General features: G+C 64.4%; 14 protein-coding genes, 1 tRNA gene and 2 pseudogenes. 14 read left to right on the top strand and 3 right to left on the bottom strand.

The window, feature by feature from the left end:
- Positions 1-42: 42 nt before the first annotated feature.
- From trpB to pyk, 6 genes are all read left to right on the top strand, one after another.
- Complete coding sequence (trpB, locus tag AC1DIP_RS19000) at positions 43-1,362, top strand: tryptophan synthase subunit beta (RefSeq protein WP_477734683.1); 1,320 nt, start codon at positions 43-45, stop codon at positions 1,360-1,362.
- Positions 1,359-2,207 (top strand): tryptophan synthase subunit alpha, encoded by an 849-nt coding sequence (gene trpA / locus AC1DIP_RS19005; protein ID WP_476210706.1) that lies wholly within the window; start codon positions 1,359-1,361, stop codon positions 2,205-2,207. The genes trpB and trpA overlap by 4 nt, the downstream gene beginning before the upstream one ends.
- Positions 2,208-2,209: 2 nt before the next feature.
- Positions 2,210-3,376 (top strand): prolipoprotein diacylglyceryl transferase, encoded by a 1,167-nt coding sequence (lgt, locus tag AC1DIP_RS19010; RefSeq protein WP_477734684.1) that lies wholly within the window; start codon positions 2,210-2,212, stop codon positions 3,374-3,376.
- A 261-nt stretch (positions 3,377-3,637) separates the two neighbouring features.
- Positions 3,638-8,251 (top strand): glutamate synthase large subunit, encoded by a 4,614-nt coding sequence (gene gltB, locus AC1DIP_RS19015; RefSeq protein WP_477734685.1) that lies wholly within the window; start codon positions 3,638-3,640, stop codon positions 8,249-8,251.
- Positions 8,244-9,701, top strand: coding sequence for a glutamate synthase subunit beta (locus AC1DIP_RS19020; protein ID WP_477734686.1), 1,458 nt, complete (start codon positions 8,244-8,246; stop codon positions 9,699-9,701). The genes gltB and AC1DIP_RS19020 overlap by 8 nt, the downstream gene beginning before the upstream one ends.
- 77 nt (positions 9,702-9,778) lie before the next feature.
- Positions 9,779-11,287 (top strand): pyruvate kinase, encoded by a 1,509-nt coding sequence (gene pyk, locus AC1DIP_RS19025; protein ID WP_224025746.1) that lies wholly within the window; start codon positions 9,779-9,781, stop codon positions 11,285-11,287.
- Between the two features lie 127 nt (positions 11,288-11,414).
- On the opposite strand, the gene AC1DIP_RS19030 is transcribed toward pyk, so the two are convergent.
- A complete protein-coding gene (locus AC1DIP_RS19030) occupies positions 11,415-12,020 on the bottom strand; it encodes an ANTAR domain-containing response regulator (protein WP_009358190.1) in 606 nt (201 codons plus the stop codon).
- A 201-nt stretch (positions 12,021-12,221) separates the two neighbouring features.
- On the opposite strand from AC1DIP_RS19030, the gene AC1DIP_RS19035 reads away from it, so the two are divergent.
- A tRNA-Leu gene (locus AC1DIP_RS19035) sits at positions 12,222-12,303 on the top strand.
- A gap of 267 nt (positions 12,304-12,570) precedes the next feature.
- Here AC1DIP_RS19035 and AC1DIP_RS19040 read toward each other — a convergent pair.
- Complete coding sequence (locus tag AC1DIP_RS19040; protein WP_476210765.1) at positions 12,571-13,746, bottom strand: GDSL-type esterase/lipase family protein; 1,176 nt, start codon at positions 13,744-13,746, stop codon at positions 12,571-12,573.
- Positions 13,747-14,120: 374 nt separating this feature from the next.
- Between AC1DIP_RS19040 and AC1DIP_RS19045 the strand changes: the two genes are divergently transcribed.
- The 7 genes and pseudogenes from AC1DIP_RS19045 (at position 14,121) to AC1DIP_RS19075 (ending at position 19,390) form a co-directional block, all read left to right on the top strand.
- Positions 14,121-14,537, top strand: a complete 417-nt coding sequence (locus AC1DIP_RS19045) for a hypothetical protein (RefSeq protein ID WP_477734687.1) — start codon at positions 14,121-14,123, stop codon at positions 14,535-14,537.
- Positions 14,534-15,457 carry a hydroxymethylglutaryl-CoA lyase gene (locus tag AC1DIP_RS19050; RefSeq protein WP_477734688.1) on the top strand — a complete coding sequence of 308 codons (924 nt, stop codon included), beginning with the start codon at positions 14,534-14,536 and terminating at the stop codon, positions 15,455-15,457. The genes AC1DIP_RS19045 and AC1DIP_RS19050 overlap by 4 nt, the downstream gene beginning before the upstream one ends.
- A gap of 32 nt (positions 15,458-15,489) precedes the next feature.
- Positions 15,490-15,976, top strand: a pseudogene (locus tag AC1DIP_RS19055) (transposase); the annotation flags it as partial.
- A 31-nt stretch (positions 15,977-16,007) separates the two neighbouring features.
- Positions 16,008-16,253: pseudogene (locus tag AC1DIP_RS19060) on the top strand (SDR family oxidoreductase); the annotation flags it as partial.
- A 64-nt stretch (positions 16,254-16,317) separates the two neighbouring features.
- Positions 16,318-17,082 carry an IclR family transcriptional regulator domain-containing protein gene (locus AC1DIP_RS19065; protein WP_476210769.1) on the top strand — a complete coding sequence of 255 codons (765 nt, stop codon included), beginning with the start codon at positions 16,318-16,320 and terminating at the stop codon, positions 17,080-17,082.
- A 101-nt stretch (positions 17,083-17,183) separates the two neighbouring features.
- Positions 17,184-18,155: a PDR/VanB family oxidoreductase gene (locus AC1DIP_RS19070; protein WP_477734689.1), complete on the top strand. Its 972-nt coding sequence runs from the start codon at positions 17,184-17,186 to the stop codon at positions 18,153-18,155.
- A gap of 26 nt (positions 18,156-18,181) precedes the next feature.
- Positions 18,182-19,390, top strand: coding sequence for a cytochrome P450 (locus tag AC1DIP_RS19075; RefSeq protein ID WP_476210771.1), 1,209 nt, complete (start codon positions 18,182-18,184; stop codon positions 19,388-19,390).
- Positions 19,391-19,722: 332 nt separating this feature from the next.
- Here the strand turns inward: AC1DIP_RS19075 and AC1DIP_RS19080 are convergent, their stop codons facing one another.
- Positions 19,723-20,706: an aldo/keto reductase gene (locus AC1DIP_RS19080; RefSeq protein ID WP_477734690.1), complete on the bottom strand. Its 984-nt coding sequence runs from the start codon at positions 20,704-20,706 to the stop codon at positions 19,723-19,725.
- Positions 20,707-20,773 lie beyond the last annotated feature (67 nt).

The following is a 20,773-nucleotide window of genomic DNA, read 5'->3' on the forward strand; positions in this document are numbered from 1 at the left end:
CCGCACACTTTTGACCACAACCAACCGAACAGGACAGGACTGATGGCTGACGCACCCTCGGGAAACGCTGACAACAAGACCGCGGAAGCATTCCTGCAGGGCGGATCCCTCCGCCACGCCCCCGGGCCGTACTTCGGCAACTACGGCGGGCGATGGATGCCTGAGTCGCTCATTGCTGCCCTGGACGAACTCGAAGAGACCTTCAACAAGGCCAAAGACGATCCCGAGTTCCGGGCGCAGATTGCCGACCTTAACAAGAACTACTCCGGCAGGCCGTCACTGCTCACGGAAGCCAAGCGGTTTTCCCAGCACGCCGGGGGAGTGCGGGTGTTCCTCAAGCGCGAGGACCTGAACCACACGGGATCGCACAAGATTAACAACGTACTGGGCCAGGCACTGCTCGCCAAGCGCATGGGCAAGACCCGCATCATCGCCGAAACCGGCGCCGGCCAGCACGGCGTGGCCAGTGCCACCGCCGCCGCCCTGATGGGCATGGAGTGCGTGGTGTACATGGGCGCCGAGGACTGCCGCCGCCAGGCCCTGAACGTAGCCCGCATGGAGTTGCTGGGCGCCAAGGTCATTCCCGTGACCAGCGGATCCCAGACCCTTAAGGACGCCATTAACGAAGCCCTCCGGGACTGGGTGGCCAACGTGTCCAACACGCACTACCTGCTGGGCACCGCGGCAGGTGCCCACCCGTTCCCCGCCATGGTCCGGTACTTCCACGAAGTCATCGGTGAGGAAGCCCGCGCCCAGATCCTGGAGCAGGAGGGCCGGCTCCCCGATGCTGTCTGCGCGTGCATCGGCGGCGGCTCCAACGCCATCGGCATCTTCCACGGGTTCCTGGATGATCCCAGCGTGAAGATCTACGGGTTCGAAGCTGGCGGCGAAGGCGTGGAGACCGGCCGGCACGCCGCCACCATCACCCTGGGCAAGCCCGGTGTGCTCCACGGCGCACGCTCCTACCTGATGCAGGACGACGACGGGCAGACCATAGAGTCGCATTCCATCTCCGCCGGCCTGGACTACCCGGGCGTCGGGCCGGAGCATTCCTACCTGGCCGACATTGGACGGGTGAGCTACGAGCCCATCACGGACGGTGAGGCGATGGAAGCCTTCCGTCTCCTGTGCCGCACCGAAGGCATTATCCCTGCCATCGAGTCCTCGCACGCACTGGCAGGTGCCATCAAGGTGGGCCAGCGGCTCGCCGCCGAAGACCCGGCCTCCGCCGGCGACAAGATCGTGATCGTCAACCTGTCCGGACGCGGCGACAAGGACGTGGCCACCGCCGCCGAATGGTTTGACCTGCTGGACAAGAATTCCGCCGAATCCGAAATCGGCAAAGAGGGGGAGCAGCTGTGAACAGCGCAGACATCGCCAGCCAGGCAGGGACCACCAGCAAGTCGGCAGCGGCCATCGACAGGGCGCGCTCCCAGGGGCGTTCGGCCCTGATCGGCTACCTCCCCGCCGGCTACCCCACCGTGGAGGACACCATCGCCGCGGGCATTGCCCTCGCGGAGAACGGTGCCGACCTGATCGAAATCGGCATCCCCTACTCCGATCCCGTCATGGACGGCCAGGTCATCCAGACGGCCACCACCGAGGCCCTGGCCAACGGCTTCCACGTCAGCCAGGTGTTCGACGTCGTAGCCGGCATCACCAGCAAGACCGATGCCGCCGTCCTGGTCATGACCTACTGGAACCCCGTGGTCCGCATGGGCGTGGATGAATTCTCCCGGCGGCTCTCGGAGGCCGGCGGCGCCGGGCTCATCACCCCGGACTTGATTCCGGACGAGGCCGCCGAATGGATGGCAGCCTCTGACAAGTACGGCCTGGACCGGGTATTCCTCGTGGCACCGTCCTCCACGGCCGAGCGCATGCAGCGGACCGTGGACGCAAGCCGCGGCTTCGTCTACGCCGTGTCCATCATGGGCGTCACGGGTGCCCGGACATCCGTCAGCACGGCCGCCAAGGATGTTGTGGCAGCCGCGCACGGCGCAGGCGCAGAACGCGTCTGCGTGGGCCTGGGCGTCTCCACCGCGGACCAGGTCCGCGAAATCGCCGCCTACGCCGAAGGCGTCATCGTGGGCACCGCCTTGGTGGCAGCGCTCCGCGACGGGGGAGTGGACGCCGTCGGCGCCCTCACCAAGGACCTCGCCACCGGGCTGAGCCGGGAATCCGGCCTTACGCAGGAAACCGGGGCGTAACCGTGCAGGCGCTCCTTCAGGCAACCGCCCTGGCACCCACGTTGGTGTCCGCCAGCATCCCCAGCCCGGACTGGTCCGGCTTCGACATCCCCCTCCCGTGGGGCAGCCTGAGGATCCACGCCTATGCGCTGTGCATCCTGGCCGGCATCGTGGTGGGCCTGTGGCTGACGTCCGTCCGCTGGGCCAAGCGCGGCGCCCCTGAAGGCAGCGTCTGGGACATCGTCATCTGGGCCATCCCCTTCGGCATCATCGGCGGCCGGCTCTACCATGTGGTCTCGTCCCCGGACGCTTACTTCGGCCCCGGCTTCAACGGCACTGGAGACCTCTCCCTGATTCCGCAAATCCAGCGCGGCGGGCTGGGAATCTGGGGCGCCGTCGTCCTCGGTGCCGTGGGTGCCTGGATCGGCTGCCGGCGCAGCGGCGTCAAGCTCAGCGCCTTCGTCGATGCCGCCGCGCCGGGCCTGCTCCTGGCCCAGGCCATCGGCCGCTGGGGCAACTACTTCAACCAGGAACTCTTCGGCGGACCAACCACCCTGCCGTGGGGCCTGCAGATCGACGCCAACAACCCCAACTTTCCCGCCGGAATGCCCGCCGACACCCTTTTCCACCCGACATTCCTTTACGAGTCGCTGTGGAACCTGGCCGGCGTCGCGATCCTCCTGGCCCTGGACCGGCGTTTCAGTTTCCGGCGGAGCAGGCTCTTCTGGCTGTACGCCATGTATTACACGCTGGGCCGCGTCTGGATTGAAGCCATGCGTATCGACGACGCCGAGCAGATCAGCATCCTGGGCATCACCACCCGGCTCAATGTCTGGACCAGCATCTTCGTCTTCCTGGCTGCCTTGGCCGCCTTCATTATCCTGGGGCTCAAGGGCCGGCCGGAGCCGGACACTGTCTACCTTGCGGGCCATGAACCGGACCAGCCTGTTACGGCCGGACCACTTTCTGAGACCGTCACAGAGGTCCGCGATCCGGACAATGTTGTCTCAGATAGTGATTCGCGTGGTAATCTCCCTGATAACCACAGCGGTTCCAGGCATGCTTCCGACCCCACGGAAGAAGCCGCGGCGGCACCGGCCGGCTCAAAGCCCGGAACGGATGCAACGGCTGCCGGACATTCCGGCAGCACAGCCACGGGACCCGCGTCGGAGGCCGGCACCGGAAAGTAGGGCGCCGGCCAGGCAGGGCAGTAGAGCCACCGCTCGAAGAGCCCGAAACCACAATGTCGTGGCATGGGGCACCGTCCGGACAGCGTGAAGCTGCTGTCCGGTGTTGCCCCGGGCAGGTGCCTGCGTAACCGTTAGTTCAGCAGGCTGCGCTGACCTACAATTTCCAGTAATCAACACTTTGTTGTGCCCTTGCAACGGCGCCGACGAGTGGGGCCAACGGTGTCCCTTCCATACGCACGATCAGGAGGAAGGACGTCTCCCATGACCCAAACTCTTAACACTCCCAGCTGGTCCGGACCGGATCAGCCTGAGGCTGCAGTGTCGCCGTTCAAGCGCTTCGCAGCCATGCCGGAGGCCGCCGGGCTGTACAACCCGGAACAGGAGAAGGACGCCTGCGGGCTCGCCATCATTGCGACGCTCCGCGGCGAACCCGGGTACGACATCGTCGATGCCGCCCTGACCGCACTGCGCAACCTTGAGCACCGCGGCGCCGTGGGCGCCGACGAGGGAACCGGCGACGGCGCGGGCCTGCTCATGCAGATCCCCGACGAGTTCTTCCGGGCCGTCACCGAGTTCGAGCTCCCGGCCCCAGGCCAGTACGTTGCAGGCACCGCGTTCCTTCCTGCCGAGCAGCGGGAGGCCGACGCCGCCAAGGCAGGCATCGAAGGCCTGGCCGCCGACGAGGGCCTGAAGGTCCTCGGCTGGCGTGAAGTGCCGGTGGTTGCCGACCTGGTAGGCGCCATGGCCCGTGCCTGCATGCCGTACTTCTCCCAGCCGTTCCTGGCTTCCGCCAACGGCGAGGAACTGGACCGCAACGAGCTGGACTCCCGCGCCTGGCGGATCCGCAAGCGCGCCCAGAACAAGTTCGGCGTGTACTTCCCCTCGCTGTCCTCCCGCACCATTGTGTACAAGGGCATGCTCACCACCGCGCAGCTGGAACCGTTCTACCCGGACCTGTCGGACAAGCGGTTCAAGACCAAGCTCGCGATCGTGCACTCGCGCTTCTCCACCAACACCTTCCCGTCCTGGCCGCTTGCGCAGCCGTTCCGGACCATCGCCCACAACGGTGAAATCAACACCGTCAAGGGCAACCGGAACTGGATGCGCGCCCGCCAGTCGCAGCTTGCCAACCCGCTGCTGGGTGACTCGCCCGAAGAGCTGTACCCCATCTGCACCCCGGGTGCCTCTGACTCCGCCTCCTTCGATGAGGTAGCGGAACTGTTGTGGCTTTCAGGCCGCCCCATCACGCACTCGATCATGATGATGATCCCGGAGGCCTGGGAAAACCACGCCACCATGGATCCGGCCCGCCGTGCCTTCTACGAATACCACTCGCTGCTGATGGAACCCTGGGATGGCCCCGCCGCCGTCTCCTTCACCGACGGCAACCTCGTGGGCGCCACCCTGGACCGCAACGGGCTGCGTCCCGGCCGCTTCTGGATCACCGAGGACGGTCTGATCGTCTTCGCCTCCGAGGTGGGCGTGATCGACGTCGAACCCTCCAAGGTGGTCAAGAAGGGCCGGGTGTCCCCGGGCAAGATGTTCCTGGTGGACACCGACGCCGGCCGCATCATCGACGACGAAGAGGTCAAGGCCGAAGTGGCCGCGGCCAACCCGTGGGCCGAGTGGGTCAAGGACAACCTGATCGACCTCAACGACCTGCCCGAGCGTGAGCACGTGGTCCACACCGCCGCGTCCGTGAACATCCGCCAGCGCACCTTCGGCTACACCACCGAGGAACTGAAAATCCTGCTGGGCCCCATGGCCCGCACCGGCGCCGAGCCCCTCGGTGCCATGGGTTCCGACACCCCCGTTGCAGTGCTCTCCAAGCGCCCGCGCCTGCTGTTCGACTACTTCGTGCAATCCTTTGCGCAGGTCACCAACCCGCCACTGGACGCCATCCGCGAAGAACTGGTCACCTCGCTGACCTGCGCCATCGGACCCAACGGCAACCTGCTGGACACCAAGCAGGTCCGCCAGCCCCAGGTCCAGTTGCCTTTCCCGGTGATCAACAACGACCAGCTCGCCAAGATCGCCAACATCGAGGACGCCGACGGCAACCGCGTGGCCATGAAGGTCCGCGGCCTGTACCGCCCCGAAGGCGGCGAAAACGCGCTCCGCGCCCGGCTCACCGAAATCTGCGAGCAGGTCTCCGGTGCCATCAACCGCGGCGTGCAGTACATCGTGCTCTCCGACCGTGACTCCAACGCCCAGTGGGCGCCCATCCCGTCGCTGCTGCTGGTCAGCGCCGTGCACCACCACCTACTGCGCAGCGCCAACCGCACCAAGACCGCCCTTGTGGTCGAGGCCGGCGACGTCCGCGAGACGCACCACGTGGCAGTCCTGATCGGCTACGGCGCCTCCGCCGTCAACCCGTACCTCGCCATGGAATCCGTTGAGCAGCTCATCGCAGCCGGCGACGTCACCGGCGTGACCCCGCAGGACGGCGTCTACAACCTCATCAAGGGCCTGGGCAAGGGCGTCCTGAAGATCATGTCCAAGATGGGCATCTCCACGGTGGCCTCCTACACCGGTGCCCAGACCTTCGAGGCACTGGGCCTGGGCCAGGACCTGGTGGACGAATTCTTCGCCGGCACGCACTCCCAGCTGGGCGGCGTGGGCCTGGACGTCATCGCCGCCGAGGTCTCCGCCCGGCACCAGATGGCCTACCCGGAGGGCGGCATCGAACAGCCGCACCGTCCGCTCCTGGGCGGCGGCGAGTACCAGTGGCGCCGCGACGGCGAGCCGCACCTGTTCAACCCGGAGACCGTCTTCCGGCTGCAGCACGCCACGCGTGAGCGCCGCTACGACATCTTCAAGGCGTACACCAGGGGAGTGGACGACCAGTCCACCAACCTCATGACGCTCCGCGGCCTGCTCAAGTTCAACAACGAACGCCCCTCCGTTCCCCTTGAGGAAGTGGAGCCGGTCTCCAGCATCGTCAAGCGGTTCTCCACCGGTGCGATGAGCTACGGCTCCATCTCCCAGGAGGCCCACGAGACGCTGGCCATCGCCATGAACCAGCTGGGCGGCAAGTCCAACACCGGTGAGGGCGGCGAGGATGTGGACCGCCTGCTCGACCCGAAGCGCCGCTCCGCCGTCAAGCAGATCGCGTCCGGCCGTTTCGGCGTGACCAGCCTCTACCTGACCAACGCCGACGACATCCAGATCAAGATGGCGCAGGGTGCCAAGCCCGGCGAAGGCGGCCAGCTGATGGCGCAGAAGGTCTACCCGTGGGTGGCCCGAACGCGGCACTCAACCCCGGGCGTCGGACTGATCTCCCCGCCCCCGCACCACGACATCTACTCGATCGAGGACCTGGCGCAGCTCATCTACGATGCCAAGCGCGCCAACCCCTCGGCCCGCGTCCACGTAAAGCTTGTCTCTGAGGTGGGGATCGGCACCGTGGCGTCCGGCGTGACCAAGGCGAAGGCCGACGTCGTCCTTGTCTCCGGACATGACGGCGGCACCGGCGCCTCGCCGCTGAACTCCCTCAAGCACGCCGGCGTTCCCTGGGAGCTCGGCCTGGCCGAGACCCAGCAGACGCTCATGCTCAACGGCCTGCGCGACCGTGTGGTGGTGCAGGTGGACGGCCAGCTCAAGACCGGCCGCGACGTCGTCATCGCCGCCCTCCTGGGTGGTGAGGAGTTCGGGTTCGCCACGGCCCCGCTGGTGGTGGAAGGCTGCATCATGATGCGCGTCTGCCACCTGGACACGTGCCCGGTGGGCGTCGCCACGCAGAACCCCGAGCTGCGGGCCCGCTTCAGCGGCAAGCCGGAGTTCGTGGTCAATTTCTTCGAGTTCCTGGCCGAGGAAGTCCGCGAGATCCTGGCGGAGCTTGGCTTCCGGAGCCTCGAGGAGGCCATCGGCCACGCCGAGGTCCTGGACACCCGCGACGCGGTGGACCACTGGAAGGCCGACGGCCTGGACCTGGACCCGATCCTGCACGGCCTGGAGTTCGACGACGACGCGCCGCTGCGGAACATGACCGGCCAGAACCACGAGCTGGACAAGCACTTCGACCAGCGCCTGATCACCATGGCTACTGAGGCGCTGACGGACCGCAGCCCGGTCAAGATCACCGTGGACGTCATCAACACCGACCGCTCGGTGGGCACCATGCTGGGCCACGTGGTGACCAAGACCTTTGGTACCGACGTCCTGGCCACCGACACCATCGACGTGACGCTGAACGGCACCGCCGGCCAGTCCCTGGGCGCCTTCCTGCCGGCGGGCATCACCCTGCGGCTGTACGGCGACTCGAACGACTACGTGGGCAAGGGCCTGTCCGGCGGCCGGATCATCGTCCGCCCGGACCGTACCAACGTGTTCAAGGCGGAGACCAACGTCATCGCCGGCAACGTGATCGGCTACGGCGCCACCAGCGGCGAGATGTTCCTGCGCGGCCAGGTGGGCGAACGCTTCCTGGTCCGCAACTCCGGTGCCACGGCCGTCGTCGAAGGCATTGGCGACCACGGCTGCGAGTACATGACCGGTGGCCAGACGCTGATCATCGGACGCACCGGCCGTAACTTCGGCGCGGGCATGTCCGGCGGTACCGCCTACGTCCTGGACCTGCGGACCACCCGCGTCAACAAGCAGGCGCTGGAGTCCGGCGAGCTGCAGCTCCGCGAGCTGGACTCCGAGGACCGCGACATCGTCCACAACCTGCTGGTCAAGCACGAGGAAGAAACTGACTCCCAGCTGGCGGCACGCCTCCTCGAGAACTTCGATGACACCGCTGCCCGCATCACCAAGGTGCTGCCGCGCGACTACGCGGCCGTGCTGCAAACCCGTCTCGACGCCATCGAAGAGGGCCTTGACCCCGACGGCGAAGAAGTATGGTCTCGAATCCTGGAGGTTACCGGTGGCTGATCCACGCGGATTTCTGAAAGTACGCCAGCGTGAAACCCAGCCACGCCGCCCTGTTCCCGTCCGCATCATGGACTGGAAAGAGGTTTACGAAGCGCAGGAAAAGGGCACGCTGAAAGCCCAGGCCGGGCGCTGCATGGACTGTGGTGTTCCCTTCTGCCACCAGGGCTGCCCGCTGGGAAACCTCATCCCCGAGTGGAACGACCTCATGTGGCGGGACAAGGGCGATGAAGCAATCGAGCGCCTGCACGCCACCAACAACTTCCCCGAGTTCACGGGCCGGCTCTGCCCGGCCCCCTGCGAGGCGTCCTGCGTGCTGGGCATCAACCAGCCCGCCGTGACCATCAAGCAGGTGGAAGTGTCGATCATCGACGAGGCCTGGGACAACGGCTGGGTCAGCCCGCTGCCGCCCACGCGCCTCACCGGCAAGACCGTTGCGGTGGTCGGCTCCGGCCCCGCCGGCCTCGCCGTCGCCCAGCAGCTCACCCGGGTGGGCCACACCGTTGCCGTCTACGAGCGGGACGACAAGATCGGCGGACTGCTGCGGTACGGCATCCCCGACTTCAAGATGGAAAAAGAGCAGGTGGACCGCCGCGTCGAGCAGATGAAGGCGGAAGGCACCCGCTTCCGGACCGGCGTGTCCGTGGGCACCGACGTCACTTGGGAGCAGCTGCGCAGGCGCTACGACGCCGTCGTGGTCTGCACCGGTGCCACCGTCCCGCGCGACCTGCCCATCCCGGGCCGTGACCTGGACGGCGTCCACTTCGCCATGGACTACCTGGTGCCCGCCAACCGCGCGGTGGCCGGGGAAACCATCGAGAACCAGATCAACGCCCACGGCAAGCATGTGGTGATCCTGGGCGGCGGCGACACCGGTGCCGACTGCCTGGGCACCGCCCACCGCCACGGCGCCGCGTCCGTCACCACCCTGGCCATCGGCAAGCAGCCGCCGGCCGAGCGGGCCAGCCACCAGCCCTGGCCGACGTTCCCCACCCTCTTCGAGATGGCCAGCGCACACGAGGAAGGCGGCGAACGCACCTACCTCGCCTCCACCGTCGAGTTCGTTGGCGAAAACGGCAAGCTCACCGGGGTGAAGGTGGCCGAGACCGAGTTCGTGGACGGCAAGCGGCTCCCCAAGGCCGGCACCGAGCGGATCATCCCCGCCGACCTGGTGTTCCTGTCCCTGGGCTTCACCGGCGCCGAACCTGCCGGAATCACCGAGCAGGTCAGCGCTGAGTTCGACGGCCGCGGCAACGTGGCACGTGACGGCTACTACATGACCAACACCGAAGGTGTGTTCGTTGCCGGTGACGCCGGCCGCGGGCAGTCCCTGATCGTGTGGGCCATCGCCGAGGGCCGCGCAGCTGCCGCCGCGGTGGACAAGTACCTGATGGGAAGCACCATCCTTCCTGCACCCGTCGCGCCAACGGACCGCGCCATCGCCGTCCTCTGACCGCTGACCTGGGGGATGCATCGAGGGTTCACCTCGCAGACAACTTAACCAATGCAAGAGACCAATAGGGTAGGTATATGAGACGCGCAAAAATTGTGGCTACGTTCGGCCCGGCAATTGCCAGCTACGAAAACACCCTCGCGGTGCTGGAGGCCGGCGTTGACGTCGCCCGCATGAACATGAGCCACGGTGACTACACCGTGCATGACAACACCTACGAGAACGTCCGCAAGGCCGCGTCCGACCTGAGCAAGGCAGTGGCCATCATGGCCGACCTGCAAGGTCCCAAGATCCGCCTGGGCCGCTTCGTTGACGGCCCGCACGCCCTCGCTGTTGGCGACATCTTCACCATCACCACCGAGGATGTTCCCGGCACCAAGGACATTTGCTCCACCACGCTGAAGAGCCTCACCGAGGACGTCAACGTGGGCGACGCCCTGCTGATCGACGACGGCAAGGTGGCGCTGCGCGCCATCGAGGTCGACGACGTCAAGGTGGTCGCGGAGGTAACCGTCGGCGGCATGGTGTCCAACAACAAGGGCATCAACCTCCCCGGCGTGGCAGTCAACGTCCCCGCACTGAGCGAAAAAGACGAGGATGACCTCCGCTGGGCCATCCGCCGCGGTGTCGACCTGGTGGCGCTCTCCTTCGTCCGGGATGCCTCGGACATCACCCGCGTGCACGAGATCATGGACGAGGAAGGCCGCCGCGTTCCGGTCATCGCCAAGATCGAAAAGCCGCAGGCCGTGGAGCAGCTGCCCGAGATCATCGACGCGTTCGACGCCATCATGGTGGCCCGTGGCGACCTCGGCGTGGAACTGCCGCTGGAGGAAGTGCCGATCGTCCAGAAGCGCGCCGTGGAACTGGCACGCCGCTGGGCCAAGCCGGTCATCGTGGCCACCCAGGTCCTGGAATCCATGATCGACAACCCGCGCCCCACCCGTGCAGAGGCGTCCGACTGCGCCAACGCCGTGCTGGACGGTGCTGACGCGGTCATGCTGTCCGGTGAGACCAGCGTGGGCAAGTACCCGATCGAGACGGTCAAGACCATGGCCCGGATCATCGAGTCCACCGAAGTGCATGGCCTGGAGCGCGTTCCTCCGCTGGGGACCAAGCCCAAGACCCGTGGTGGCGCCATCACCCGTGCCGCCGTCGAAATCGCCGACCAGCTGGATGCGAAGTACATCTGTACCTTCACCCAGTCCGGCGACTCCGCCCGGCGCCTCTCCCGCCTGCGGCCCATCAAGGCCGTGTTTGCCTTCACCCCGGTGGAGCACGTGTGGAACCAGCTGGCGCTGACCTGGGGCATTCAGCCGGTGCTGGTCCCCATGGTGGGGCATACCGATGAGATGACGTCCCAGGTTGACCGCAGCCTGCTGGAAATGGACCTGGTGGACGACGGCGACCTGGTGGTTATTGCCGCCGGTTCCCCTCCCGGAAAAGCCGGCTCCACGAACATGCTGAAGGTCCACAAGGTGGGCGACCTCGCCGATGCCGGCAGCCAGGGCGGCGAGCCCGGCAGCAACCGCGAGAAGCTCGGCCCCTGGCCGGAAAAGAAGAAGAAGAACCAGGCCGCCCAGGCCTAGGCTTCAACGAAAAGGACCCCTGCCGGTTGGCAGGGGTCCTTTGCGTTGTGCTGGTTTGGCTGGTTCGGTGACCTGCCTGCGCGAGGCTTGTCCCGCCGTCGTGCGTTTCCGCGGGCCAGCCGAAGCGCTAGTTGACCTGGTTGATGATGGTTTCGGCGACCTCGCGCATGCTGAGGCGGCGGTCCATGGAGGTCTTCTGGATCCAGCGGAAGGCTTCAGGCTCTGTCAGGCCCATCTTGGTGGTCAGCAGGCTCTTGGCGCGTTCCACGAGCTTGCGGGTGGCGAACTGCTCCTGGAGGTCTGAAACTTCGCTCTCGAGTGCCTTGATTTCCTCGTGGCGGGAGAGCGCGATCTCCAACGCCGGGATGAGGTCTGCAGGCGTGAACGGCTTCACCACGTACGCCATGGCGCCGGCGTCGCGGGCACGCTCCACCAGTTCCTTCTGGCTGAAGGCGGTCAGCAGCACCACGGGGGCGATGCGGGCCTTGACGATCTTCTCGGCCGCGGAAATGCCGTCCATGACGGGCATCTTCACGTCCATCAGGACCAGGTCCGGCTTCAGTTCCTCGGCGAGCTGGACGGCCTTCTCGCCGTTGTCCGCCTCGCCCACAACGTCGTAGCCTTCACCGCGCAGGATCTCGATGATGTCGAGGCGGATGAGGGTTTCATCCTCCGCCACAATGACGCGGCGCGCCGGCTGGGACGTGGGCTTGGACTCCGTCTGTTCAGTCACGGGATCTCCTTGAAAAGGTACGGCGGGACATCACTATCTTAGGTGCCACCGCGGCTGTACTTGGCTTGCAGGGTTCGTTTGCGGCGACGGCGGCGCGATTCTGGAATTCAGCCTATCTGCATGTAGAGTAATTCCGCGTACGTGAAGCGATCGCGTTGCTCACAGTCAGCTGTGGGCGTACTTCGGCTCCACGTAGTCCGCGCCCGAGTGGCGGAATTGGCAGACGCGCCGCACTCAAAATGCGGTATCGAAAGGTGTGTGGGTTCGAGTCCCACCTCGGGCACAGTGTTTCCGCGGGTCAGAGGCTTTTTTGCTGTTTAGTGTGTACAAACCTTGACGCCGGTAAATTTTGGGCGTACAAGCAGGTTCGGTCGCGTGCTCTCCGACCAGGCCGGCTAATGGGCTCGCGTCCTCCGGAAGTTTGTAATTACGTCAGCCAGCACAGCCTTCCATCGCGAGATACATCAGCAAAGGGATGCTGCTCTTCCGCGGCTTGGGGGCCCGCGAAAGCGATTAGGCTGGCTGGCTACGGCTGGAGCCACAGCCAGGACTACGAGGGTGAAATGGCCGGGCGCCACGGTTCAGAGCGGGTAATCGCTGTGAAGCGTTTGCCCATGAGTTCGTATCCCGCAGCATTAGGGTGCAGACCATCCGGCAGGTACTCGGCGTCGCCGGCGCCGAAAAGTCGGAGCCCGTCGAGGAAATAGAGGTTCGGGTCATTTGCGGCCCTCGACTCGACGATGGACGCAAGAATCTTTCGAATTTCGACCAATGTTAGCTGCCCGTCATTGGGTCGGCGAGGAATATCGCTGCCACGAACGGTCCCGTTTTCGGACATCGTCGGTCCAGGTGTTTCTTCGTGCGCCGGGCAGAAAATTGGGCCGATAATGACGACTGGTGTCTCTGGCTGGCCCTCACGGATCGTGTCCAGAAAGCCGTGAACTGCTGGCCCAAAGGTGCGCTTTCGAAAGGTTGCTCCATTAACCACATTGATTCCGAGTTTGAGCGTGATGAGTTCAGCCGGTTCATTCCTGATGGATCTGGCAACGAACGGATCAAGATGTGCCGAACCGCCCAGCCCGAGGTTGAGCAAATCCAAACCCAATTCACGCGCGGCGATCACCGGCCAAACACCCAAAGGTGTGTCGGCCGCGGCTGCCTGGCTGATAGAACTTCCATAGTGGATCCAACGCGGACCGGTCCGATTTCCCGGCCGCAGCTCAGAATCAGCACGCAGCCGGTGAAGTCGGATACTGGAGTTGTGCGGCAGCCAAATCTCGACAGTCTGATCGCCATCAGCGGGAGGTAGTTCGAACCGCACAATGCTCCGCGAACCCGGGACCGTGACAGGTGGCTGATCACGATCACCGACCTGCAGAATATCGCCCTCCTCGAAGAACACACTTTCCTCGTGGCCGCCTCCGGTCGTGAGGCAAACTGCCGCGGGCCGGGCGGGGAATCCGAGCCACTCCAGCGAGACTCGGGTGAATGTCATTTCCAACTCGATCCAACTGGCAGCGGTCGTCAATACCAGCCGGACTCCCGAACTCTCTGAGGATGCTCGCCCGATCATCAGATCCCCACCGTCCTGAGCACGCGTCCAACCAGGAAGGCGCGAAATGCTAATCCCATCTTCCACAGCTTCTACATGCAAGGCCCCGCGGACCGCATCCCTGATCAGCGGAAAGTTCCCTACCGCAAGGTCCCACTCGGTCAAAAATGGCATCGTCGAATTCCTCAAAGTTCTTAGGGCAAACCCCAGTTGTCCGACTTAGGATTCTCTATCGGGAACCAAGTGGACATCACCATTTTCATTGAGTGACAACCGGCCTGCCGCTGAGCTACATCTTTACGGAAACGTGGTCTTCCTCGGCCAAGGCACCCATGGCGAAGTGACCGACATACCCGGCTACCTTCGCAAGTGCGATCGGCCCAGAACGCATTGACGGGCTGCTGCCCGGACAGAAGTGCGTACGAGTTTGGATCGGGGGTGGTTGACGGCTTGACGAACATAGAAGCATCCGGGACTGCTGCCGGACGTCAGGTTGAGGTGTGCCCGACCTGGCAAACATAGCTCTTGACGCCGATTCTCCGGACCTAATGAGGCCAGCTACCTACGAGACCGTTAGATTTTTCGCAGTTCCACGGACAGCGAGGGGAAACCTCGTCGGAACGTTGGAATTGCCGATGCCGGTCGGCCTGGTCGGAGGCGCCACCAAGGTTCACCCGGTGGCGCAGGCGAATGTTGCCGTTCTGGGTGTGGGCACCGCAACCGAGCTGGCAGAGATCATCCTGGCCGTCGGTCTGGCCCAGAACGCAGGGGCTCTCCGTGCCCTGGCAACAGAGGGCATCCAGCGGGGCCACATGTCCCTGCACGCGCGCAACATCGCAGTCACTGTCGGAGCGCATCTGGACGAGGTGGACGCCGTCGTCGCCCGGATGATTGCAGAGAAGAGCGTCCGAACCGACTTTGCGGAGAAGGTCCTCGCCGAATTCCGCGCCGGAGCCCAGGCGTGACGGGGCCGCGGCCAGCGGTCTACAGCACTCCAGGCTTCCCCACGGATGTCAGGGTCTACGAGGTGGGCCCCCGCGACGGCCTTCAGGCAGAAGCTACGCTCGTACCCACGCATGTAAAGGTTCGCTTCATTAAAGAGCTTGCTGAAGCTGGCCTGCCAGTCGTAGAGGCGACCAGCTTTGTGTCGCCGAAATGGGTGCCCCAGCTCTCCGACGCTGCGGAGGTGCTCGCGGAACTCGGCGACCTCACCAGCCATCCTGTTCTGGTCCCCAACATGCGCGGACTTGAACGGGCCCGGGAGAGCGGGGCGAAGTCCGTGGCAGTGTTTGTCAGCGCCACCGAGACGTTCGCCCGGAAGAACCTCAACATGAGCCGCGCCTCAGCCTGTGAGACGGCGATGGAAGTCGTCGCTGAAGCCATCAAGAGAGGCATGACAGCCCGCGGTTACGTGTCCATGTGCTTCGGGGACCCGTGGGAAGGGCCGGTGGGGAAAGACACGGTGGCAGAAGTTTCGCGTCAACTGCTGGACGCGGGCTGTTACGAAATCAGCCTCGGTGACACCATTGGCGTCGCCACCGCCGGGCACGTGAAAGCCCTAATAGATGAGCACGTCCAAGGCGGCGTACCGCTGGAGCGGCTTGCCCTGCATTTTCACGATACGTACGGGCAGGCGCTCTCCAACGTCCTGGCCGGTCTCCAGGCCGGGATCACCTGCTTCGACGCATCTACCGGCGGCATAGGTGGATGCCCTTTCGCAGGAAGCGCGACGGGCAACTTGGCCATGGAGGAACTCTTGTGGCTCCTCCACGGGCTGGGAATAAGTACAGGCGTTGACCTGGACGCAGTAGTGCGGGCGGGCCAGACCATCACTGATCTCCTTGGCCGTCGGCCTTCCCGGATTGCCCACGCTATGGCTGGCTGATCTGGCGGGGAGGACTGATCATGAGCGTAACCATGGATCCCATGGTGACTGATGTGGATCAGGAAGAGTTAGCGCAGCAGCTCCTGGCCCAGGCCAGGGAGCGGGGCATGGGCCTCGTCGGCCCTGACGGGCTGTTGAACCGTTGACGAAGAACGTATTGGAGACCGCTTTGGAAGCGGAAAGGAACGAACACCTCGGATACGAAAAGCACGACGTGGCCGGGCTGGGGAGCGGGAGCTCCGGCAAAGGCACCCGCACGAAAACCCTGCTGACTGAGATCGGGCCGGTGGAGATCGATGCGCCGCGGGACGCCGGCTCCATTTCCGATCCTCAATCGTGCGCAAGCGGCAGCGGCGGCTGACCGGTGTTGAAGAGATCGTGTTGTCACTGAGCCCGAAAGGGCTCACGACCGAGGAGATCGCGGCGCACTTCGCCGAAGTGTTCGGCGCCAGCGGCTCCAAGGACACCACCTCGCGCATCACCGAGAAGGGCAGCGGGGAGATGATCGAGTGGCAGAACCCGCAACCAAGCACGGCGTAATGGGGTCACCAAGAACGCGGCTACAGGGTATGGAGGACGCGGTATTAAAGTCAACGCTATTCTCCCCAATGCGATTCGCACACCTCTTGCCGGGACCGCGCCTCCGGAGGTTATCGAAAGTTTGATTGCCCCTCAGACGATCAAACGAATGGGAGAGCCAGGGGAGGTCGGTTACGCTGCAGCCTTCCTGATCTCAGACCGTGCGCTCTTCGTGACCGGCACCAGCCTTCCGGTCGATGGTGGATTCTTCGCCTAGACTGACGTTCGCCATCGTCTAAGCAGGCTCGACACTTCCTTGGCAGTACCGGAAGCTATAGAACATGCCTCGTACTCAAAGAGGGGAATCGGTCCTCTCGCGCGCAGTCCGCATCGTAGAGGCTTTCGGGCCCGGTGATACGGCCCTGACAATCACTGAAATTGCGCGGCGGTCCGGGCTGCACATCGCGACCGCATCTCGCTTGGTGGAAGAACTCGGTAGATTTGGGTGGCTTCAAAGGGACGAGGACCGCCGCGTGCGGATCGGGGTTCGAATGTGGGAAGTGGTTTCGCGCGCCTCGCCAACCCTCAGCCTCAGGGAAGCCGCCATGCCTGTCATGGAGGACCTCCATGCGATTGTTGGCCAGAACATCCAACTGGGTGTCATGGAAGGCGACGAGGTGCTTTTCGTCGAGCGTCTCACAGCCCCCGGAGCCGTCATCAACATCACGAGGGTTGCAGGACGCCTGCCCCTGCACGCCTCATCCTCAGGTCTGCTGCTCCTGGCATTCGCCCCGCCGGCGCAGCAGGAACGCATCTTGGGGCAACCGCTGGAAGTGTTCACTGAACAGACCATCAGCACCCCCTCACAGCTACGGGCAGCCCTGGCAGAGGTGCGTCGCCAGGGATATGCCTTCCTGCCCGGACACATACACCCCGATGCCACCGGCGTCGCCGTGCCCGTCAAGGACCCGGCCGGAAAAGTAGTGGCCGCCTTGGCGATCGTTGTACCGAACGACGCCGCCGCAAAGTCTCGCATCGCCGTACTTCAAGCCGCTTCCTCCGCTGTGTCCCGTGCGATGGAGTACCCGGCGCCCCCTCCTTCATAGCTCCCCCCAAGATTTATTCTCTCAATCATTGAGACTCGCGTAGTGGTGTAGGTCACGTTCGGTTGAACCTTGGGTAGAACGCTGCGAGCAAAGGAGCCGAGATGTTAACGGGAAAGAATTCCGTCGCCGACGGGTCGCAAATCCAGCTGACCGTGACGGCGAAGATCAGGGTTTCGACAGACGTGGTTGCCCTGAACCTGGCCCGCCCTGATGGGCGGAGGTTGCCTGACTGGACGCCAGGATCCCATGTGGATGTAGTGCTTCCCTCCCGCATTATTCGTCAGTATTCGCTTTGCGGGGACAGGTGGGACGCTTACAGCTACCGCATTGCTGTCCTGCATGAGCGGACCGGGCGCGGGGGCTCCGCCTACATCCACGAAGAGCTGACGAAGGGGACTATGGTGGCGCTGGGCGGGCCCCGGAACAATTTCCCTCTTGTGCCTTCCGAAAAGTACCTGTTCATCGCTGGCGGTATCGGCATAACCCCGATGCTTCCGATGATCCAGCAGGCAGAGATGCTTGGGGCTGACTGGAAGCTGCTCTATCTTGGCCGGTCAAGGAACACTATGGCCTTTCTGGACGAGCTCGCTGCCTACGGCGAGCGGGTTGTGGTCATGCCCAAGGACGAAACCGGGCCGTGTCACCTGGGTGAGCTCATCGGCGGGCCCTCCATGGATACGAAAGTCTACGTCTGCGGTCCGCAACGCCTTCTGACCGCCGTCGAACATCATTGCGCCCAATGGCCGACAGGCTTGCTGCGTCTGGAACACTTCGCGGCCAAGGCGCAGGGCGCCCCGGCGCGGGACACAGCCTTCGAAGTCGAGCTTGCCCGGGCAGGCCTCTCCGTTACTGTTTCCCCGGACGAGAGCGTTCTTGACGCACTTCAGGGGGCCGGAATAAACGTTTTGACGTCCTGCCGGGAAGGGACCTGCGGAACCTGCGAAGTGACCGTCCTTGCGGGGGAGCCTGACCACCGCGACTCCATTCTCGGCGACGCTGACCGGGCCGCGGGCCACTGCATGCTTCCATGCGTCTCACGCTCCTGCAGTGACCGCTTAGTTATTGACCTCTAACCCGGCTTCCTGAGAGAGGACCCGCGATGACTGCACAACCAATTACCTCGGATACCCCCGTAAGCAACGTCGACCCGTTCAGCTACGACGTACTCGAGGACCCCCTACCGTTCCAAGCCGCCCTCCGCGAGGCTGGTCCTGTTGTGTATCTGGAAAAGTACGATGTTTATGCGATGGGCCGCTACGCGGAAGTTCATGCTGCCCTGACTGACTGGCAAACCTTCCAATCTGCCGCCGGCGTGGGGCTGAGCAACTTCCGCTATGAAAAGCCGTGGCGGCCGCCGAGCCTGCTCCTGGAAGCTGACCCTCCTCACCACGATGCACCCCGCGCAATCCTTTCCAAAATACTTGGGCCCCGCGAGCTCCGCCTGCTGGCCGAGTCTTGGGCAGCCGACGCGGAGGAACTTGTGGACGATCTACTGGCGAAGGGCACCGAGTTTGACGCTGTCACGGACCTCGCCGCAGCGTTCCCCCTCAGGATCTTTCCGGATGCCGTCGGCATACCCCAAGAGGGGCGGGAGAACCTCCTGCCTTACGGAGACCACGTCTTCAACGCGTTCGGCCCTCCCAATGAACTCGTCGCCAAGGGAGCACCGCGCGTCGCCCAGCTTTCGGCGTCCATTGCCGCTCAGTGCGCCCGAGATGTTTTGACACCGGATGGATTTGGTGCGCAGATTTGGGCAGCGGCTGACAGGGGAGACATCACTGAAGCCCAGGCACCTTTGATTGTGCGGTCACTGCTCACTGCCGGCGTCGACACAACAGTGAACGGTCTCGCTGCCGTCCTTTCCGCGTTCGCCACCTACCCAGACCAGTGGGCCCGGCTGCGCGAAAATCCTGCCCTGTCGCGTACTGCGTTTGACGAGGCCGTACGGTTCGAGTCGCCCGTGCAGACGTTCTTCCGGACCACGACCCGCGACATCGAAGTGGGCGGAACCCTCATTCCCGAGGGCAGAAAGATCCTGATGTTCCTTGGCTCAGCCAACCGCGACCCACGCCGCTGGGAAAACCCCGAAATCTTCGACCTGAACCGGGACCCTTCCGGCCACGTCGGGTTCGGCTTCGGCATCCACCAATGCGTCGGCCAGCACGTCGCACGGCTGGAGGCGTCGACCATCCTGAACACACTGGCGAAACGCATCACATCCCTTGAAATCAACGGCCCAACCCGTCGGCACCACAACAACACCCTGCGGGCCTGGGAATCCCTGCCCGTGCGCGTCGAACTGGCCTGAAAGCCGCAGACGAGGCACTCAAGACGGAAACCCACCCATCCGGGATACCAGACAAGTAATGCGACATACATGATGACGGCCACCTTCGGGCGGCGGCCCTGACTCACCCCTTGCCACCTCTCATCCCGAACTGCTTTCGGCGCTAACTCCTAAGTGCTAATGCAGCGCTGGAGGAATTGCCACGGCCATACCGCTGATTGTTATTCCGACGGAAAGGGGAATGTCCGCTGTAGCAGGCGCGGCCTGCCGACGTTCTGACCTTGGTGTAGGAGTTCGCAGGAGCCCTGACCCGGCCACTAGACACATACATCCCAAGATGGCGCCTGGTCGTGCTAGCCTCGGTCCCGCGCCATGGCTGCTTGGGTGTTCCGGGTGCCGGTTGCTGCTCCGTGGGGTGAGGCTTTCTCGATTTGGGCGAGGTCCGCCGTGGTGAGCTCGACGTCGGCTGCGGCTGCGTTCTCTTCCACGCGATGGGTCTTGTTGGTCCCTGGGATGGGGGTTGTGCCGTTGTGGATCACCCAGGCAAGTGCGAGCTGCGCTGGTGTGATGCCCCTTCGCTCCGAGATCGTCCGCAGCACGTCCAGGATCCGGAGGTTGGCCTCGATGGCTGAATCGGAGAATCGAGGCAGGTTCCTGCGGGCATCACCTTCCGGCAGATCATCCTTTCTGGTGATCGTGCCGCCGAGGAAGCCCCGGCCCAGCGGCGAGAACGGAACAAACCCGATGCCCAGTTCACGGGCGGCATCAAGGACTCCGTTGTGCTCCGCATCCCGCTCGAACAGGCTGTACTCCGACTGAATGGCTGTGATCGGGAACGTGGCATGAGCTCTCCGCAGTGTTTGGGCTGACGTTTCGGAGACGCCGATGTAGCGGACCTTGCCGGACTCCACCGCCTGCCCCATCGCCCCGATCGTTTCCTCAACCGGTGTTGCCGGGTCGACGCGGTGCAGGTACCAGAGATCGATATAGTCGGTTCCCAGATGACGAAGGGACCGGTCGAGGGCCCGGCGTGCGTACTCAGGGGAACCGTTGGGCCCATGAGGCGTCCCGTCGTCGTCGAACTCAATGGCGAACTTCGTGGCAATGCTCACGCGATCGCGATCACCGCCAAGCGCTTTCCCCAGCAGTTGCTCATTGGTGAAGGGCCCGTAGGCCTCAGCGGTGTCGAACATAGTCACTCCGAGGTCCAGCGCCCGGCGGATGGTCCTGAACGATTCGTCCTCGGTGGCGCCGCCGTAGAAAGCGCTCATACCCATGCAACCAAGGCCCATGACGGAGGTGGTCAGGCCTTGCGAGCCCAGTGGAACCTGTTTCATATGCTGCCCTTTCACATCAAGGTCCGGAGCGTCCGGATGCTTCCAGCGTCGGTGCTGGTGTGCACAC

It is taken from the genome of Pseudarthrobacter sp. 05T312 (assembly GCF_056396685.1).

Excerpts from the sequence above, each read along its gene's own strand:
- AC1DIP_RS19040 (WP_476210765.1), bottom strand. The coding sequence starts at position 13,746 with ATGCCATTTTTGACCGAGTGGGACCTTGCGGTAGGGAACTTTCCGCTG.
- AC1DIP_RS19070 (WP_477734689.1), top strand. The coding sequence starts at position 17,184 with ATGTTAACGGGAAAGAATTCCGTCGCCGACGGGTCGCAAATCCAGCTG.
- pyk (WP_224025746.1), top strand. The coding sequence starts at position 9,779 with ATGAGACGCGCAAAAATTGTGGCTACGTTCGGCCCGGCAATTGCCAGC.
- AC1DIP_RS19045 (WP_477734687.1), top strand. The coding sequence starts at position 14,121 with ATGAGGCCAGCTACCTACGAGACCGTTAGATTTTTCGCAGTTCCACGG.
- trpB (WP_477734683.1), top strand. The coding sequence starts at position 43 with ATGGCTGACGCACCCTCGGGAAACGCTGACAACAAGACCGCGGAAGCA.
- AC1DIP_RS19080 (WP_477734690.1), bottom strand. The coding sequence starts at position 20,706 with ATGAAACAGGTTCCACTGGGCTCGCAAGGCCTGACCACCTCCGTCATG.
- AC1DIP_RS19075 (WP_476210771.1), top strand. The coding sequence starts at position 18,182 with ATGACTGCACAACCAATTACCTCGGATACCCCCGTAAGCAACGTCGAC.
- gltB (WP_477734685.1), top strand. The coding sequence starts at position 3,638 with ATGACCCAAACTCTTAACACTCCCAGCTGGTCCGGACCGGATCAGCCT.
- AC1DIP_RS19065 (WP_476210769.1), top strand. The coding sequence starts at position 16,318 with ATGCCTCGTACTCAAAGAGGGGAATCGGTCCTCTCGCGCGCAGTCCGC.